At 73.1% G+C, this 16,241-nt stretch carries 15 protein-coding genes; 11 read left to right on the forward strand and 4 right to left on the reverse strand.

The window, feature by feature from the left end:
• The first annotated feature begins 182 nt into the window (after positions 1-182).
• Both ML5_RS07075 and ctaD read left to right on the forward strand, forming a co-directional pair.
• On the forward strand, positions 183-1,289 hold the full coding sequence (locus ML5_RS07075) for an FAD-dependent monooxygenase (protein ID WP_030272913.1): 1,107 nt from the start codon (positions 183-185) through the stop codon (positions 1,287-1,289).
• 127 nt (positions 1,290-1,416) lie between these two features.
• Positions 1,417-3,174: a cytochrome c oxidase subunit I gene (gene ctaD, locus ML5_RS07080; RefSeq protein WP_013284349.1), complete on the forward strand. Its 1,758-nt coding sequence runs from the start codon at positions 1,417-1,419 to the stop codon at positions 3,172-3,174.
• A 246-nt stretch (positions 3,175-3,420) separates the two neighbouring features.
• Here the strand turns inward: ctaD and ML5_RS07085 are convergent, their stop codons facing one another.
• Genes ML5_RS07085 through ML5_RS07100 form a run of 4 tightly spaced genes read right to left on the reverse strand, consistent with a single transcriptional unit; the run spans position 3,421 to position 9,274 of the window.
• Entirely contained in the window at positions 3,421-4,662 is a 1,242-nt protein-coding gene (locus tag ML5_RS07085; protein WP_013474229.1) for an MFS transporter, read from the reverse strand.
• A 39-nt stretch (positions 4,663-4,701) separates the two neighbouring features.
• Complete coding sequence (locus ML5_RS07090) at positions 4,702-5,283, reverse strand: isochorismatase family protein (RefSeq protein ID WP_013474230.1); 582 nt, start codon at positions 5,281-5,283, stop codon at positions 4,702-4,704.
• A 15-nt stretch (positions 5,284-5,298) separates the two neighbouring features.
• Complete coding sequence (locus ML5_RS07095; RefSeq protein ID WP_013474231.1) at positions 5,299-6,585, reverse strand: nicotinate phosphoribosyltransferase; 1,287 nt, start codon at positions 6,583-6,585, stop codon at positions 5,299-5,301.
• A 16-nt stretch (positions 6,586-6,601) separates the two neighbouring features.
• Positions 6,602-9,274, reverse strand: a complete 2,673-nt coding sequence (locus ML5_RS07100; RefSeq protein ID WP_013474232.1) for a LuxR C-terminal-related transcriptional regulator — start codon at positions 9,272-9,274, stop codon at positions 6,602-6,604.
• A gap of 193 nt (positions 9,275-9,467) precedes the next feature.
• Between ML5_RS07100 and ML5_RS07105 the strand changes: the two genes are divergently transcribed.
• The 9 genes from ML5_RS07105 to rdgB all read left to right on the forward strand — a co-directional run bounded on the left by ML5_RS07105 (position 9,468) and on the right by rdgB (position 16,228).
• Complete coding sequence (locus ML5_RS07105) at positions 9,468-11,009, forward strand: hypothetical protein (protein ID WP_013474233.1); 1,542 nt, start codon at positions 9,468-9,470, stop codon at positions 11,007-11,009.
• 115 nt (positions 11,010-11,124) lie between these two features.
• Positions 11,125-11,415 carry an ATP-dependent Clp protease adapter ClpS gene (gene clpS / locus ML5_RS07110; RefSeq protein ID WP_018786685.1) on the forward strand — a complete coding sequence of 97 codons (291 nt, stop codon included), beginning with the start codon at positions 11,125-11,127 and terminating at the stop codon, positions 11,413-11,415.
• Positions 11,412-11,915 (forward strand): DUF2017 domain-containing protein, encoded by a 504-nt coding sequence (locus tag ML5_RS07115; RefSeq protein ID WP_013284356.1) that lies wholly within the window; start codon positions 11,412-11,414, stop codon positions 11,913-11,915. Before clpS ends, ML5_RS07115 begins: the two co-directional genes overlap by 4 nt.
• Positions 11,916-11,970: 55 nt before the next feature.
• Entirely contained in the window at positions 11,971-12,459 is a 489-nt protein-coding gene (locus ML5_RS07120; protein WP_013284357.1) for a Mov34/MPN/PAD-1 family protein, read from the forward strand.
• A 67-nt stretch (positions 12,460-12,526) separates the two neighbouring features.
• Positions 12,527-12,865, forward strand: a complete 339-nt coding sequence (locus ML5_RS07125) for a MoaD family protein (protein WP_013284358.1) — start codon at positions 12,527-12,529, stop codon at positions 12,863-12,865.
• A gap of 10 nt (positions 12,866-12,875) precedes the next feature.
• The gene (locus tag ML5_RS07130) at positions 12,876-13,841 is read left to right on the forward strand and encodes a PLP-dependent cysteine synthase family protein (protein WP_013284359.1); all 966 of its coding nucleotides are present in this window, start codon (positions 12,876-12,878) and stop codon (positions 13,839-13,841) included.
• A 225-nt stretch (positions 13,842-14,066) separates the two neighbouring features.
• Positions 14,067-14,813 (forward strand): MBL fold metallo-hydrolase, encoded by a 747-nt coding sequence (locus tag ML5_RS07135; RefSeq protein ID WP_013284360.1) that lies wholly within the window; start codon positions 14,067-14,069, stop codon positions 14,811-14,813.
• A gap of 72 nt (positions 14,814-14,885) precedes the next feature.
• Complete coding sequence (gene rph, locus ML5_RS07140; RefSeq protein ID WP_013284361.1) at positions 14,886-15,614, forward strand: ribonuclease PH; 729 nt, start codon at positions 14,886-14,888, stop codon at positions 15,612-15,614.
• Positions 15,611-16,228 (forward strand): RdgB/HAM1 family non-canonical purine NTP pyrophosphatase, encoded by a 618-nt coding sequence (gene rdgB / locus ML5_RS07145; protein ID WP_013474234.1) that lies wholly within the window; start codon positions 15,611-15,613, stop codon positions 16,226-16,228. The genes rph and rdgB overlap by 4 nt, the downstream gene beginning before the upstream one ends.
• Positions 16,229-16,241: the final 13 nt, after the last annotated feature.

Consider the following 16,241-nt stretch of genomic DNA (forward strand, 5'->3'; position numbering starts at 1 on the left):
ACGGCGGAGAGCCGCGACCGCCCCCTTCCCCCAGATGGAGGCGGGATTCCTGCCGGTGGGACGGGGTGTGCCGCCGACCGGCGGCCCGCGCCAGGGCGCATGGGCACTTCCGCCGCCTGGTTGCGGCGAGTAATGTCTTGCCTCCAACGCGTTCCGATCCCCCTCCGGAGGCGTACCCCGTGATGGGTGGTTCCCCCCTGCGCATCCTCGTCGTCGGCGCGGGCATCGCCGGCCTCGCCGTGGCCCGGGCGCTGCGCCTGGCGGGGTTCCGGCCCGACGTCACCGAGCGGCTGCCACCCACCGAGTCGATCGACTCCGGCCTCTACCTGCCCGGCAACGCCGCCCGGGCGATGCGCCGGCTCGACCTCGACGGGCCGCTGCGCCCGCTCGGCCAGGTGATCCACCGGCAGCGCTTCCTGGACGCCGCCGGAGCGCCGCTGTGCGAGGTCGACCTCGACGCGCTCTGGGCCGGCGTGGGGGAGTGCCGGGCGCTGCCCCGGGCCGAACTGCACCGGGTGCTGCTCACCGGCGCCGGCGGCGCGGTGCGCCACGGCGCCGAGGTGAGCACCGTCGACCTGCTGCCCGGCCGGGTCGCCGTCGGCTTCACCGACGGCACCAGCGGCGAGTACGACCTGGTCGTCGGCGCGGACGGGCCCCGCTCGGCGGTACGAACGCTCGCCGCGCTCGGCGGACCACCACGCCCCGCCGGGCAGGTGGTCTACCGCGCCCTGGTGCGCGGCGGCCCCCGGATCGCGGACTGGACCGCCCTGCTCGGCCAGCGGGCCGGGTTCCTGGTTGTGCCGCTCGGCGCCGGACGGCTCTACTGCTACGCCGACGAGGCCGGCACCGAACTGCCCGCCGACCCGCTCGCCCGCCTGCACGAGCTGTTCGGCTCGTACGGCGGCCCGGTGCCCGAGGTGCTGGCCGCGCTGGAGACCGTGTCAGTGGAACGCACCGAGGAGGTCGAGCTGGGACGCTGGTTCCACGGCCGGGTGCTGCTCGTCGGTGATGCCGCTCACGCCACCGCGCCGACGCTGTCCCAGGGCGCCGCGATGGCGCTGGAGGACGCCGTCGTGCTCGCCGAGTCGCTGCGGGCCGCCGGCAGCGTCGAGGCCGCGCTGCTCGCGTACGAGAGTCGTCGCCGGCCGCGTACCCGCTGGGTGCGGGACCGGACCCGGGACCGCAACCGCACCCGCGACGTGCCGCCGGCGCTGCGCGACCCATTGCTGCGCGGACGCGGCGGCCGGATCTTCCGGGAGCACTACCGGCTCCTGACCGGCCCGCTCTGAAAGGCGGGAGATCGTAGCCGCCCACCCCACGCGGCGAGGCCACCTACCGGGGACTATCCTCCCTACGGATGACGGCTGCGCCGATGACCAGCGCGCCGAGCGGGACAACCAGAACCGGAGGCCACTCGTGACCACCGTCGCACCCAAGCCGGTCGTGACCCGGCCCTGGCCGGTCCGGGAGCCGGTCAAGGGGTCGGCCATCGCGCGGCTGCTGCGCACCACGGACGCGAAGCAGATCGGGATCATGTACATGGTCACCGCGTTCGTGTTCTTCATGATCGGTGGCCTGATGGCCCTGATCATGCGCGCCGAACTCGCGCGACCGGGCCTGCAGTTCCTGTCGCCCGAGCAGTACAACCAGCTCTTCACGATGCACGGCACGATCATGCTGCTGTTCTTCGCGACGCCGATCGTGTTCGCCTTCGCGAACTACGTGGTGCCGCTGCAGATCGGCGCGCCGGACGTGTCGTTCCCCCGGCTCAACGCCTTCGCCTACTGGCTGTACCTGTTCGGTGGCACGCTCGCCACCGCGGGCTTCATCGCCCCGGGCGGCGCGGCCGACTTCGGCTGGACCGCGTACACGCCGCTGAGCACCGCCGACCACGCCCCGGGCGTGGGCGCGAACATGTGGGTCGTCGGCCTGGCCATCTCCGGTCTGGGCACGATCCTCGGCGCGGTCAACCTGATCACCACGATCCTGACCCTGCGCGCGCCCGGCATGACCATGTTCCGGATGCCGATCTTCACCTGGAACATGCTGGTCACCAGCCTGCTGGCGATCCTGGTCTTCCCGCTGCTGGCCGCCGCGCTGTTCGCGCTCGCCGCGGACCGCCTGATGGGCGCCCACGTGTACGACCCGGCGACCGGCGGGCCGATGCTGTGGCAGCACCTGTTCTGGTTCTTCGGTCACCCCGAGGTGTACATCATCGCGCTGCCGTTCTTCGGCATCATCAGCGAGATCATCCCGGTGTTCTCCCGGAAGCCGATCTTCGGCTACAAGGGCCTGGTGGCCGCCACCATCGCCATCGCCGCCCTGTCGATGAGCGTCTGGGCGCACCACATGTTCGCCACCGGCCAGGTGCTGCTGCCGTTCTTCAGCTTCCTGAGCTACCTGATCGCCGTGCCCACCGGTATGAAGTTCTTCAACTGGATCGGCACCATGTGGCGGGGCCAGATCACCTTCGAGACGCCGATGCTGTTCTCGATCGGCTTCCTGGTGACCTTCCTCTTCGGTGGTCTCACCGGTGTGCTGCTGGCCAGCCCGCCGCTCGACTTCCACCTGCACGACTCGTACTTCGTGGTGGCGCACTTCCACTACGTGCTCTTCGGCACCATCGTGTTCGCGGTGTTCGCCGGCATCTACTTCTGGTTCCCGAAGATGTTCGGCCGGATGCTCGACGAGCGGCTCGGCAAGATTCACTTCTGGCTGACCATGATCGGCTTCCACACCACGTTCCTGGTGCAGCACTGGCTGGGCAACGAGGGCATGCCGCGCCGGTACGCCGACTACCAGGCCGCCGACGGCTTCACCACGCTGAACACGATCTCCACGATCGGCGCGTTCATCACCGGTATCTCGACGCTGCCGTTCATCTGGAACTGCTGGAAGTCGTACAAGACCGGCCCGGTCGTCGAGGTCGACGACCCGTGGGGCCACGGCAACTCGCTCGAGTGGGCCACCAGCTCCCCGCCGCCGCTGCGCAACTTCGACCGGATGCCGCGCATCCGCTCCGAGCGGCCGGCGTTCGACGCGAAGTTCCCCGAGCTGGCCGCCGGGCAGAGCCTGGCCGGTCCGCCCGAGGGTGGCGCGAAGCCGCTGACCAGCGAGGTCAACGGTGGCGCCAGCTACCAGGAGGACACCGCAGGCAACCTCGACCAGCGCTGACGCAGTAGTTCAAGGCCGGGCGCCGCACCCCTCAGGGGGTGCGGCGCCCGCCCTTTTCCCTCCCGCCCGTCCCCGCCCGTTCGCCGGGGTGGGGCGGGGTGCGGCACCAGGTCGGGGGAGTGGTGGTGTCCGGGGTGCGTGGATGCAGCCACTTCCCCGTACTGGCTTCGGCCACGCCTCGGGGAGACACGAACTCCCTGATCACGCGGGGTGGGGTGGGCGGAAGGCGTGAGCGGGGGCCGAGGGCTAGCGGGAAGCCAGGGCCACGTCGGGGTCCGGGGTCGGGGTGAGGAGTTGAGTGCGGCGGTGGCGCAGCTCGATCGGGAGCACCGCCAGCGCCACCAGCGCGCCGATCGCGCCGGTGACCACGAAGCCCCACGCGGGCGCGGAGGCGTCGATCACCGCGCCGGCCAGCGGCGCGCCGAGCGCGATGCCGACCGTCACGGCGGAGCCGTGCAGGCCCATGGCCAGCCCTCGGACGGAGGGTGGGGCCAGCCGGCTGACCGCGTCGGAGGTGGACGCGATGGTGGGGGCGCAGAGCGCACCGGCCGGGATCAGCGCCAGGCAGAGCAGCCACCAGTGCGACCCGCCCAGCCCGACCGGGATGGTGGTGAGGCTCAGCGCGGCCATCAGCGCCAGCGGGGAGAAGGAGCGGCGTACCGCGCCGTAGGCGAAGCCACCTGCCAGCGAGGCGACCGCCCAGGCGGCCAGCACGGCGCCGGTCCAGCCGACCTCGCCACCGGACCGGAGCACGGCTACCACCGCGACGTCGGTGCCGCCGAGCACCAGCGTGGCGGCGAGGCTGACCGCCAGGACGGCGAGCAGGCGCGGGGTGAGCCACTCGCGGCGGTGCACCGGGCGCGGGGGCCCGGCCGGCTCGTCGGCGGCCCGGATCGGCGGGTCGAGCAGCCAGAAGCAGATGCCGGAGGCGACGATCCCGGCGCCGACCGCCCAGAGCGTCAGGCGCGGCGTGACGGCGGTGGCCAGTGCCACGGCGAGGGCCGGGCCGACCATGAACGACAACTCCACGGCCATCGAGTCCAGCGCGTACGCGGGGCGGCGCTTCTCCACCGGCACCAGCGCGGCGATCGACTGGCGGACCATCGAGAAGATCGGCAGTGCGAGCAGCCCGGCGAAGAACGCGGCCGGTAGGAGCACCGGGTACGGCAGCGTGGGCGCGGCGGACCAGAACAGCGCCTCGGCGACGGTGGTGAGCACCAGCACCGGGCGGAGCCCACGGCGGTCGATGAGCCGCCCGAGCAGCGGGGCGCCGACCGCCGCGCCGACCGTCGACGCGGCGCCGACCAGGCCGGCGGCGCCGTAGCCGCGGCCCAGGTCGAGCACCACGTAGAAGGTGAGCGTCACCCCGGTGGCGGTCAGCGGCACACGGGCCAGCACCGACACCAGCAGCAACGATCGGAGACCGGGTAGGGCGAGCGCCTCCCGGTAAGGCTTCAGGTTCACGACGGTCCGTACCTCCGGCGCCATCCTGGGGCCGGGGTACGACACCCGCAAGCGATTACCCGGTCAAGCGGCAGTGATCACAGGCTCGCCCACCATTGTCACCCCGGCGCCGTCGAGCGCCCGCAGCGCCACGTCGAGCGTGTCCGGCGCGACAGCGGCGGTCAGGTCCAGCAGCACAGTGGTCCGGAAGCCCTCCCGGGCGGCGTCCAGGGCGGTCGCGCGCACGCAGTGGTCGGTGGCGATGCCGACCACGTCGACCCGGTCCACGCCGTGGCGGCGCAGCCAGTCGGCCAGGCACTCGCCGTCGGGGCCGTGCCCCTCGAAACCGGAGTACGCGGCCGCGTGCTCGCCCTTGTGGAAGATCACCTCCACCCGGTCGGTCACCAGCTCGGGGTGGAACTCGGAACCGGAGGTGCCGACCACGCAGTGCCGGGGCCAGGAGTCGACGTAGTCCGGCGGGTCGCCGAAGTGCGCGCCCGGGTCGACGTGGTAGTCCTTGGTCGCGACCACGTGGTCCCACCGGTCCGGCTCGGCGGCCAGCAGCCGGGAGATGCCGGCGGCCACGCCGGCTCCGCCACCGACCGCGAGGGAGCCGCCCTCGCAGAAGTCGTTCTGCACGTCCACGATGATCAGGGCGTTCGCCATCTGACGGGTTCCTCCTCAGCTCGCGGGTACGACGGTCACCGGTACGGCGGGATCCCCGGCGGAGAGCTTGAGCCCCTCCCACGGGATCGAGATCAGGCACTGGCGCAGGTGGTCCCGGGACTCCTCCAGCGTGGGCAGGGTCTCCGGTTCGCCCGACACCACGTACGAGTGCTGGAGCAGCCGGTCGTTGGGCTGCCGGTCCGGTACGCCCTGCGGCACGATGACCTCCTCGGTGGCGGTGCCGGTCGGCTTGTGCCGGCGGACCGCGACCTTCCGGCCGCCGATGGTGGCCTTGTGCTCGGAGCGTTTGACCACCGGCCGCCCCTCCACCTCGACCAGCTTGTAGACCAGGCCGGCGGTGGGCGCACCGGAGCCGGTCACCACTGCGGTGCCGGCACCGTACATGTCCACCGGTTCGGCGGCGAGCGCGGCGATGGCGTACTCGTCGAGGTCGCCGGAGACGATGATCTTTGTCTCGGTGGCGCCGAGCGAGTCGAGCAGCTCGCGGGACTGCTGGGCGATCACCGCGAGGTCGCCGGAGTCGATCCGGACCGCGCGCAGCTCGGGCCCGGCCACCGCGATCGCGTTGCGGATGCCCTGGGCGATGTCGTACGTGTCGACGAGCAGCGTGGTGTCCTTGCCCAGCGTGGCGACCTGGGAGGCGAACGCGGCCCGCTCGTCGTCGTGCAGCAGCGTGAAGGCGTGCGCGGCGGTGCCCGCGGTGGGGATGCCGTAGCGCTGCCCGGCGGCCAGGTTGGAGGTGAACCGGAACCCGGCCAGGTACGCGGCCCGCGCCGCCGCGACGGCGGCCTCCTCGTGCGCCCGCCGGGAGCCCATCTCGATCAGCGCCCGGCCCCGGGCCGCGGTGACCATCCGGGCCGCGGCGGCGGCGATGGCGCAGTCGTGGTTGAGCACCGACAGCACCAGCGTCTCCAGCACCACGCACTCGGCGAACGTGCCGGACACGGTGAGGATCGGAGAGCCGGGGAAGAACAGCTCGCCCTCGGCGTAGCCGTCGATGTCGCCGGTGAACCGGTAGTCGGTCAGCCACTGCGCGGCCCGGTCGTCCACCACTCCGGTACGGCGCAGGAAGTCGATCTCCGCCGGGTCGAACCGGAAGTCGCGGATCATCTCGATCAGCCGGCCGGTCCCGGCGACCACGCCGTACCGGCGCCCGGCCGGCAGCCGCCGGCTGAACACCTCGAAGACGCAGCGTCGGTCGGCCGTGCCGTCACGCAGGGCCGCGCTGACCATGGTCAGCTCGTAGTGGTCGGTCAGCAGCGCGGGGCGAAGGGTGCTCACCGCCCCAGCCTAGAGTTCAGCCCGGCTCCGCGCCGTCGTGCCCCGGCATCGACCGCAGTGCGGCCCGCAACTCGCCGCGCCCGGCGACGCCGAGCTTGCTGTAGACGCGCTGGAGGTGGTTCTCCACCGTGCGCGTGGACAGGTACAGCCGCTCGGCGATGGCGCGGCTGGTCACGCCGTCGGCCGCGAGGCGGGCGATCTCCCATTCCCGCTCGCTGAGCGTCGGGCGCAGCAGCCGCAGCGCCGGGGTGGAGATCTCGTCGCAGCGGCGCAGCAGGTCGGCGAGGCGTTCCCGGATCGGCCCGGTGGCGCCGGCCCGGACGTGTCGCGTCCGGTGCAGGGCCAGGGCGGTCGCCTCGGCCGCGTACACGATCAGCTCCCGGTCGGCGAAGCCGTCGGCGACGGCCAGCAGCGCGTCCGGTGAGCCGTCGACGGCGGCCCGGCCGAACCGGGCGACCAGCGGCGGCAGCACGCCGTCGACCTGCTCGGAGAGTTCGGCCAGGCGTTGCGCCACGGTGCGCCGGCCACCGTCGGTGCAGGTCGGGCCGACCGGCGCGGCGGCCTGGTCCAGCCGGACCAGGTCGAGCAGGACGAGCAGCTCGTGCCCGGCCAGGCCGTCCTCGCGCAGCCGGTCGGCGAGCGCACACAGGTGCTTGGTGGCCGCCGGCAGGTCACCGGTGGCGGCCTGGACCGCGCCCCGGGCCTGCTCCAGCCACGGGTAGAGCACGGCCATGCCGGGCGCGTGCGTCCGGTCCGCCTCGGCCATCGCGTCGGCCGCGTGCGTCACGTCCCCGCGCAGCGCGGCGGCCTGGGCGCGCTCGGCGTGCGCGAGGCCCGCGTACACCCGGCTGGTGGCGAGCACCGCGCACGCCTCCAGGCTGGTCCGCAGCGCCTCGTCGCCGCGCCCGCGCAGCCGCGCCGCGTACGCCTGGAGGATGGCCAGGTAGCCGGTGCCGAGCCGGAAGTCGCCGGCTCCGGCCAGGTCGGCGAACTCGTCGGCGACGATCGCGTCGATGCCGGGCAGGTCGCCGGAGAGCGTCAGCCGGGTGCCCCGGGCCAGTTCCATGGCGAGCTGGAGGTAGGGCATGTCGCCCCGCCAGCACGCCGCCTCGGCCTGCACGCGGGCGATCGCTGTGGCGCTGAGCTGGTATTGCCCCTGCGCCGCCTGGAGGTGGGCGAGCGTGCAGCGGGCCAGCTCCCGGGCGGCCATCGGGGCGGCGGGCCGGTCCAGCACCTCCTGGGCCAGCCGTACCGCGACGTCGACGTCGAGCCGGTGCAGCCGCATGGTGGCCTCGAACGCGCGTACGCGGGCCCGGTCGGCGGGGTCGCTCAGCTCCTCGCCGCGCGCGGCGATCTCCTCCACGGTGGACTCACGGTTGAGCCCCCAGTAGCTGACCATGCCCCGGACGGTCAGCCACCGGCTGCGCCGCCGGTCGTCGTGGATCTCACCGGCGACCTGGTCGAGCACGCCGATCGCCTCGTCCGGCCGATCGCCGAACATGAGGATGGTGGCGAGCAGCTCCGCCGCGTCAGTGCCGCCGCCGGCTTCCAGCGCGGCCCGGGCCAGCCGCGTGGCCAGCGGCACGTCGTACCGGCCGAACGCCTGCACCGCCGCTTCGAGCAGCAGGGCCACGTCCTGCGCCGTACCCGAGTCGAGTCGCCACACCGCGACGCGCAGCAGGTCCTCCCGGCGGCGCTTGCCGACCTGTTCCAGCAGTCCGGCGAGGGTGGCCTGGAGCCGGCGGGTGCGGCTGACCGGGCAGTGGCGGCGCATCACCTCGCCGTAGAGCGGGTGCGCCAGGCGGACGTTGAGCCGCCGGTCGTCGTGGACCAGCGCGATGAGCCCGCGTTCCTCGGCCGTCTCCACGTCCGCCGGGTCGGCCGCGCGTTCCAGCAGTTGCAGGCCCAGCGGCTCGCCGAAGGCGACCAGTTCGACGACCGCCCGGACGCCGGGGGTGAGCTGGCCGATCCGGGTGTCGATCAGTTCGGTGAGGCTGGGCGCCAGCTCCAGCCGCCCGGTCCAGGTCCAGATGCCGTACCTGCGGTTCAGCTCGTCGTCGGCGGCCAGCACCAGCTCCCGCAGCAGCAGCGGGTTGCCGGCGGAGAGCTGGAACAGCCGGTCGGAGGAGCCGGCGTCGACCGGGCCGCCCAGGATGGCGGCGAGCAGCCCGGTGGTCTCGCTGCGGCACAGCGGGCGCAGTTCGACCAGGTCGGCCAGGTCGTCGGTCCAGAGTGCGCGGATCGGCAGCGGGACCTGCTCGCCGTTGCGCAGCGTCCCGATGACGTACGCGTTCTCCGAGCGGGCGACCAGGTGCACGAGCGCCGCCGAGGGCGGGTCGAGCAGATGCGCGTCGTCGATGGCGAGCACGATGGGCCGCCCGGCGGCCTGTTCCTGGAGCACGTCCACGGCCCAGCGCAGGATCCCGGCGGGGGACAGGCCCTGCGGCTGCGAGGCGGGCAGCACCTGGACCAGCCCGCCGAACGGCAACGCGGCTGTGGTGGCGCTGGCCGCGATGGACCAGATCGCGTACCGCTCGGGGGAGAGCGCGGCCACCCCCTCGCGCAGCAGCCGGCTCTTGCCGACCCCGGCGTCGCCGCTGAAGAGCAACCCGCGCCCCTCCGGGCCACCGACCGCCGACAACAGACGGTTGAGTTCATCAGTACGGCCGACGAACTCCCACCTACTCATCGATGCAGCATATCGACCGTGTTCCGTCCGCGTACGCACCGTCACGCAGTGAAGTTGAGTAATCTGTTCATTACCCGTGAGTACCGGATGTGTTGGTTGTCGGATGGCCGACACCCGTACTCTTCCGGCAGTCCCTGCAACCAGGGAGAATCCGCGACCGGTACCCCGGTCGCCCGACCGGGAGGCCCGCCTGATGACGCCAGGTCCGCTCCCTTCGGTCGACGTGCCCGACCCACGCCGGCAGGCCGAGCCCCCCGGATGTGCCCCGCTGCCGACCCGGCTCGGGGTGACCGCGCCCGGCCCGGACGAGCCGATGGCGGTGGTCGTCGCCGGTCCGGCCGGCGCGAACCGGCGCGAGCTGATCGCCGGCCTGCTCGGGGTCGAGGCCGCGACGCTCGCCGTACCGCCGGGAAGCAACCTGCTGGTCCAGCACGCCGCCACCGCCACCCGCGCCGCGTACGTCCCGGGCTACCGCCAGCCGCACGCCTACGGCGCCGACCCGCTCGCCGCCGGCCCGGCACTGGCCCGGCCGCCGCGCCGGGTCGAACTGAGCCTGCCCGATCCGCTGCTGCGGCACTTCGCGGTGGTCGACACGCCTGATACCGGCACGCTCGGCGTCGCAGGCGGCCGGGTGCTGCGCGACGCCGTCGGCCGGGCCGGCGCGCTGCTCTTCGTGATCTCCGCCGACCAGGCGTTCAGCGCGGCCGAGCTGCACCTGCTCGCCGAGGTGGCGCGTACCCCGGTCGAGGTGTTCTTCGCCGTCACGCCCGGCGTGACCGGCCCGGCGACGCCGGGCGACGGCACACAGGCCCAGGACCGGGCGGCACCCGGCCGGACCGGGCCCACCCGGCGGCTCGACCCGGTGTCGGTCTCGATCGAGGCGCACCGCGCGGCGCTGCTGGCCGCGGTGCCGGCGCTCACCCCGGCCCGGTGGTTCCCGGCCCGCCGCGCCGAGCTGCCGCAGCTGCGCCGGGCGCTGGTCGGCTGGGCGGCCGACGAGGTGCTGCGTCGCGGCAGCGCCCGCCCGCCGGTGCCGGCCGGCGCGCACGGCCGGGTGCCGGTGCTCGCCGGTGTCGAGCCGGGTGAGCTGGCCGACCGGATCGACCGCCAGGCCCGCGCCTGCGCCCGCCGGATCCGCCAGCACCTCGCCCTGGAACTGGCCAACATCCACCTGCGGGTGGTGCAGGAGATCGTCTTCGGGGTCGGCTGCGCCGGCCTGCCGCAGATGCTCGACCGGGAGCTGGAGGCGCTGTCGCTGCTCGCCACCGCCCAGTGCGACGAGGCCGTGCGCGGCCTGGTCGACGAGGCCGCCGCCCGGGTGTTCGGCGCGCCGCTGGCCGAGGGCGTACGCCGGCGGATCACCCACGCGGTGCGCTGGGGCCTGGCCGACCACCCGGACGGCCCCGAGCTGGACCGGGTGCTCCTGGTGACCAGCACGGCCGGGGTCGCCGGGCTGACCGGCGCGGGCGCCCTGGACGCGCTGGCCGGGCTGCCCGGCGCGCAGCGTGACGAGGTGCTCCCGCCGGTCGGTGTCGCCCTCAACGGCGGCTGCTGGCAGCACTGGCGGGCGCCCGGCAACAACGACCCGAACGCCGCCCGTTCCTGGGCCCAGCGCGCGCTGCGCGAGGTCGAACTCGAACTGTCCCGCGAGGTGTCCCGCCGCTTCGAGGTGATCCGTCTCTCGCTGGGCGCGGTGCTCGCCGATGCGGTCGACCACGGCATCCTGCTTGCCTGACCACGCCGCCGGCACACGGCGACCCGGGCTCGCGTACGCGGCCCGGGCGGGTGACGACGACCCGCGCGCCGTTCCGGTTCATCGGTTCCCCGGATCCGGTGGCACGATGGGGGGCATGGCGGCTCCACAGGTTGCGCCGGTCGAGACGCCGGACACCGAAGAGGTGCCGGTCTCCGACCGGCCATGGGTGACCATCGTCTGGGACGATCCGGTCAACCTGATGACGTATGTGACCTGGGTGTTCCAGAAGCTCTTCGGGTACAGCCGGGAGAAGGCGGAGCGGCTCATGCTGGACGTGCACCACAAGGGCAAGGCCGTGGTCTCCAGCGGCGCGCGGGAGCGGATGGAGCACGACGCGGCGCAACTGCACGCGTACGGGCTCTGGGCGACGGTGGACCGGTCATGAGCATGTTCCGCCGCCGGGGCGACCACTACGTGGCCACGTTCGCGGTCGACGAGGTCCGGGTGCTGCGCAAGGTCGCCAACGAGGTGGTCGGCCTGCTGACCGACGGCTTCGACCACGGTGACCCGGTGGTCGGGCGGCTCTTCCCCGACGTCTACCCGGACGACGACGCCGGCACCGCCGAGTTCCGCCGCTACACCGAGGGCGACCTGAAGACCGGCAAGATCGACCAGGCGGGCGCCGTCCTCGCCGCGCTGCCCGACGGTGACGCCGGCGGCGAGGTGCGGCTGGACGCGGAGGCGGCCGAGGCGTGGCTGCGGGCGCTGAACGACGCCCGGCTGGCGATGGGCGTACGCCTGGAGATCAAGGACGGCACCGACCTGGGCGAGGAACTCGACGACGCGGTGGCCGCGGACCCGGGTTCGTCCCGGGTGTTCCAACTGTCGGTCTACGCCTATCTCGGATATCTCCAGGAGTCCCTGCTCAACGCGCTGATCGACTGAGTGGTGACGGTCGCCACCTCGCCGCCCGGGCCGGCCAGGCGCTAGGCTTGGCGGCGTGCTGAGCATCGACCGGTCGATCATCGACGCGATCGTCGCCCACGCGCGTCGGGACCACCCGGACGAGGCGTGCGGCGTGGTCGCCGGTCCCGTCGGCAGCGACACCCCGACCCGGCACATCCCGATGGACAACGCCGCCCGCTCCATGACGTTCTACGAGTTCGACTCGATGGAGCAGTTGCGGGTGTGGCGCGAGATGGACGACCGCGACGAGGAACCGGTCGTCATCTACCACTCGCACACCGCGACGGAGGCCTACCCGTCGCGTACGGACGTCTCCTTCGCCGGCGAGCCGGGCGCGCACTACCTGCTCGTCTCGACCCGCGAGCCCGACACCGAGGAGATCCGCTCCTTCCGGATCGTCGACGGCGTGGTCACCGAGGAACCGGTGGAGATCGTGGATGCCGCCGTGGACCCGAACGCCGTCCAGTCCTACATGTTCGGGCAGAGCCCGGCGACGGTCGACTACGAGTGTTCCGACCGCTGACCTTCAGCGCCGGCACCTTCCTTTTCCCGTCACCTGGCACGATCCCGAACGAGGAGCACGAGACACCATGGCCATCGAGGTTCGCATCCCCACCATCCTGCGCAGCTACACCGGCGGCGCGAAGGTCGTCGAGGGCAGCGGCGACACGCTCGCCGACCTGATCGCCGACCTGGACTCCCGGCACGGCGGCCTGAAGGCCCGCCTGGTCACCGAGGCGGGCGTGCTGCACCGGTTCGTCAACGTCTACGTCAACGACGAGGACGTCCGCTTCCTCGGCGCGCTCGACGCCAAGCTCAACGACGGCGACAGCGTGACCATCCTGCCGGCCGTCGCCGGCGGCGCGTTCGGCTTCGCGGCCGCCGCGGCGATCGCCTCGCACGCGGTCTCCACGCGCGCCGCCCGCTGAGGGGTCCGCGATGGCGCGGTACGACAGCCTGCTCGACGCCTGCGGCGGCACCCCGCTGGTCGGGTTGCCCCGGCTCTCGCCGACGGTCCCGGCCGGGGCGCCGCCGGTGCGGCTCTGGGCCAAGCTGGAGGACCGGAACCCGACCGGCAGCATCAAGGACCGCGCGGCCCTGTTCATGGTGCGCGCGGCCGAGGAGTCCGGCCGGCTGCGTCCGGGTGACACGATCCTGGAGCCGACAAGCGGCAACACCGGCATCTCGCTGGCCATGGTGGCGAAGCTGCGCGGCTACCGGCTGGTCTGCGTGATGCCGGAGAACGTCTCCACCGAGCGGGTGCAACTGCTCCGCATGTACGGCGCGGAGATCATCTTCTCGCCGGCGGCCGGCGGCTCGAACCAGGCGGTCGCGACCGCGAAGCAGATCTCCGCCGAGCACCCGGACTGGGTGATGCTCTACCAGTACGGCAACGAGGCGAACGCCCGGGCGCACTACGAGACGACGGGGCCGGAGCTGCTCCAGGATCTGCCGGGCATCACCCACTTCGTGGCCGGGCTGGGCACCACGGGAACGCTCATGGGCACCGGGCGCTACCTGCGGGAGAAGGTCGAGGGCATCCAGATCGTGGCGGCCGAGCCGCGCTACGGCGAGCTGGTCTACGGTCTGCGCAACATCGACGAGGGCTACGTGCCCGAGCTGTACGACGCCGGGGTGCTGTCCCGCCGCTTCTCCGTGGGCACCCGGGACGCGGTGCTGCGTACCCGGCAGCTCGTCGAGGTGGAGGGCATCTTCGCCGGGTTCTCCACCGGGGCCATCCTGCACGCCGCGCTCGCGGTGGCGCACGAGGCGGTCCGCGACGGCCGCCGCGCGGACGTGGCGTTCGTGGTCTGCGACGGCGGCTGGAAATACCTGTCGACCGGCGCGTACGGCGGCACCCTCGCCGACGCGGAGGAGGCCCTGGAGGGTCAGCTCTGGGCCTGACGGACCGATGGCCGGTCCGGTCGGTGGCGTGCCCGCCGGCCGGACCGCCGGTCTCGTCCGGAGCGGACGTGTATGGGTGTCACGTTGATGACAACTTCCGGCAGATGATTCTTGCTCGACCGGGGCGACGCGTAGGCTGCGCAGCGTGGCGAGCGCGTCGGTAGAGATCATCGGCGGAGCCGCCGCCGGCGCATCGACTACTCATGGTGAGATCGAGGCCACCGGATGAGACTGACCGTCCTCGGCTGCGCGGGCAGCTTCCCGGGGCCCGAATCGCCCTGTTCGGCCTATCTCATGGAAGCCGAGGGCTTCCGGCTTCTGATCGACTTCGGCGTGGGCTCGCTCTCCACGCTCCAGCGCTACGTCGGGCTGCACGCCCCCGACGCCATCCTCCTCACCCACCTGCACTGCGACCACATGTTCGACGCCGTGTCCTACGTGGTGGTACGCCGGTACGCTCCGGACGGGCCGTACCCGCCCCTGCCGATGTACGCCCCCTCCGGCGCGCCCGACCGGCTGGCCACCGCGTACGGGCAGGAGGAGGGCTCGGTGGAGGACGTCTACCAGTTCTACGGCCTCCAGCCGGGCACGTTTCCGATCGGCCCGTTCACCGTCACGGTCGACCGGATGAACCACCCGGTGGAGACGTACGGGGTGCGGCTGGAGCACGGCGGCCGGGTGTTCTGCTACTCCGCCGACACGGCGCCCTGTGAGGCGCTGCTGCGCCTGGCCCAGGACGCCGACGTGTTCCTCTGTGAGGCGAGCTACATGGACGGCGTGGAGAACCCGCCGGATCTGCACCTGACCGGCAGGGAAGCCGGCGAGGCGGCCACCAAGGCGGGGGTGGGACGGCTCCTGCTCACCCATCTTGTGCCCGCCTGGGGCAGCGAGTCGCAGACGGTGGAGGCGGCGGCCGGGGCGTACGCCGGGCCGCTGGACGTGGTCCGGCCCGGCGCCTGCTACGAGGTCTGAGCCCGGCGGCGGCCCTGTCGTTCGGCGGGCACCCGCGGGCGGTGCGATCACCGCACCGCATAGGGTGCAGGCATGGCGCGACCTGACGGGCGGCAACCCGACCAACTCCGACCGGTGACCCTGACCCGGGGCTGGAGCACCCACCCGGAGGGCTCGGTGCTCGTCGAGTTCGGCGCGACCCGGGTCCTCTGCACGGCGAGCGTCACCGAAGGCGTGCCCCGCTGGCGCAAGGGCTCCGGGCTGGGCTGGGTGACCGCCGAGTACGCGATGCTGCCCCGTGCCACGAACACCCGCTCGGACCGGGAGAGCGTCCGCGGCAAGGTCGGCGGCCGGACCCACGAGATCTCCCGGCTGATCGGCCGCAGCCTGCGCGCCTGCGTCGATCTCAAGGCGCTCGGCGAGAACTCGATCGTGCTGGACTGCGACGTGCTCCAGGCCGACGGCGGCACCCGTACCGCCGCGATCACCGGTGCCTACGTCGCGCTGCACGACGCGGTGACCTGGCTGGCCGAGCGCAAGGCGCTGGCCGGCAAGGTGGAGAAGGTGATGCACCGATCGGTGGCCGCGGTGAGCGTCGGCGTGATCGGCGGCGAGCCGATGCTCGACCTCTGCTACGCCGAGGACGTCACCGCCGAGGTCGACATGAACGTGGTCTGCACCGGCACCGGCGACTTCGTCGAGGTGCAGGGCACCGGTGAGGCGGGTGTCTTCGCCCGCGACCAGCTCGACGCGCTGCTCGACCTGGGCGTGGCGGGCTGCCTGGAACTGGCCGACGCGCAGCGGAAGGCGCTCTCGTCATGAACAAGGTCCTGCTCGCCACCCGGAACCGGAAGAAGCTGGTCGAACTCCAGCGGATCCTGGACGGCGCGCTCGGCGCGCACCGGATCGCCCTGCTCGGCCTCGACGACGTCGAGGAGTACCCGGAGCTGCCCGAGACCGGCCTCACGTTCGGCGAGAACGCGCTGATCAAGGCGCGGGAGGGCTGCCGGCGTACCGGCCTGCCGACCATCGCCGACGACTCCGGGTTGGCGGTGGACGCCCTCAACGGCATGCCGGGTGTGTTCAGCGCCCGCTGGTCCGGGGGGCACGGCGACGACCGGGCCAACCTCCAGCTCGTGCTGGACCAGGTCGCCGACGTGCCGGACGAGCACCGGGGCGCCGCGTTCGTCTGCACCGTCGCGCTGGTGCTGCCCGGCGGCAAGGAGCACCTGGTCGACGGCCGCCAGTCCGGCCGGCTGCTGCGCGCGCCGCGCGGCGACGGCGGCTTCGGCTACGACCCGATCTTCCTGGGCGACGGGCAGGAGCGCACCAACGCGGAGCTGACGCCCGAGGAGAAGGACGCGGTCAGCCACCGTGGCAAGGCGCTGCGGGAACTGGCCAAGCTGGTCGCGAAGGTGCTCCCACCCGCCGTCTGACCCGCCCCCACCG

It is taken from the genome of Micromonospora sp. L5 (assembly GCF_000177655.2).
Lineage (GTDB): Bacteria > Actinomycetota > Actinomycetes > Mycobacteriales > Micromonosporaceae > Micromonospora > Micromonospora aurantiaca.

Coding starts and splice junctions, on each gene's coding strand:
- clpS (WP_018786685.1), top strand. CDS start 11,125: ATGGCGGCTCCACAGGTTGCGCCGGTCGAGACGCCGGACACCGAAGAG.
- rdgB (WP_013474234.1), top strand. CDS start 15,611: ATGAACAAGGTCCTGCTCGCCACCCGGAACCGGAAGAAGCTGGTCGAA.
- ML5_RS07085 (WP_013474229.1), bottom strand. CDS start 4,662: ATGGCGCCGGAGGTACGGACCGTCGTGAACCTGAAGCCTTACCGGGAG.
- ML5_RS07105 (WP_013474233.1), top strand. CDS start 9,468: ATGACGCCAGGTCCGCTCCCTTCGGTCGACGTGCCCGACCCACGCCGG.
- ML5_RS07075 (WP_030272913.1), top strand. CDS start 183: ATGGGTGGTTCCCCCCTGCGCATCCTCGTCGTCGGCGCGGGCATCGCC.
- ML5_RS07135 (WP_013284360.1), top strand. CDS start 14,067: ATGAGACTGACCGTCCTCGGCTGCGCGGGCAGCTTCCCGGGGCCCGAA.
- ML5_RS07125 (WP_013284358.1), top strand. CDS start 12,527: ATGGCCATCGAGGTTCGCATCCCCACCATCCTGCGCAGCTACACCGGC.
- rph (WP_013284361.1), top strand. CDS start 14,886: ATGGCGCGACCTGACGGGCGGCAACCCGACCAACTCCGACCGGTGACC.
- ML5_RS07100 (WP_013474232.1), bottom strand. CDS start 9,274: ATGAGTAGGTGGGAGTTCGTCGGCCGTACTGATGAACTCAACCGTCTG.
- ML5_RS07090 (WP_013474230.1), bottom strand. CDS start 5,283: ATGGCGAACGCCCTGATCATCGTGGACGTGCAGAACGACTTCTGCGAG.
- ML5_RS07130 (WP_013284359.1), top strand. CDS start 12,876: ATGGCGCGGTACGACAGCCTGCTCGACGCCTGCGGCGGCACCCCGCTG.
- ML5_RS07115 (WP_013284356.1), top strand. CDS start 11,412: ATGAGCATGTTCCGCCGCCGGGGCGACCACTACGTGGCCACGTTCGCG.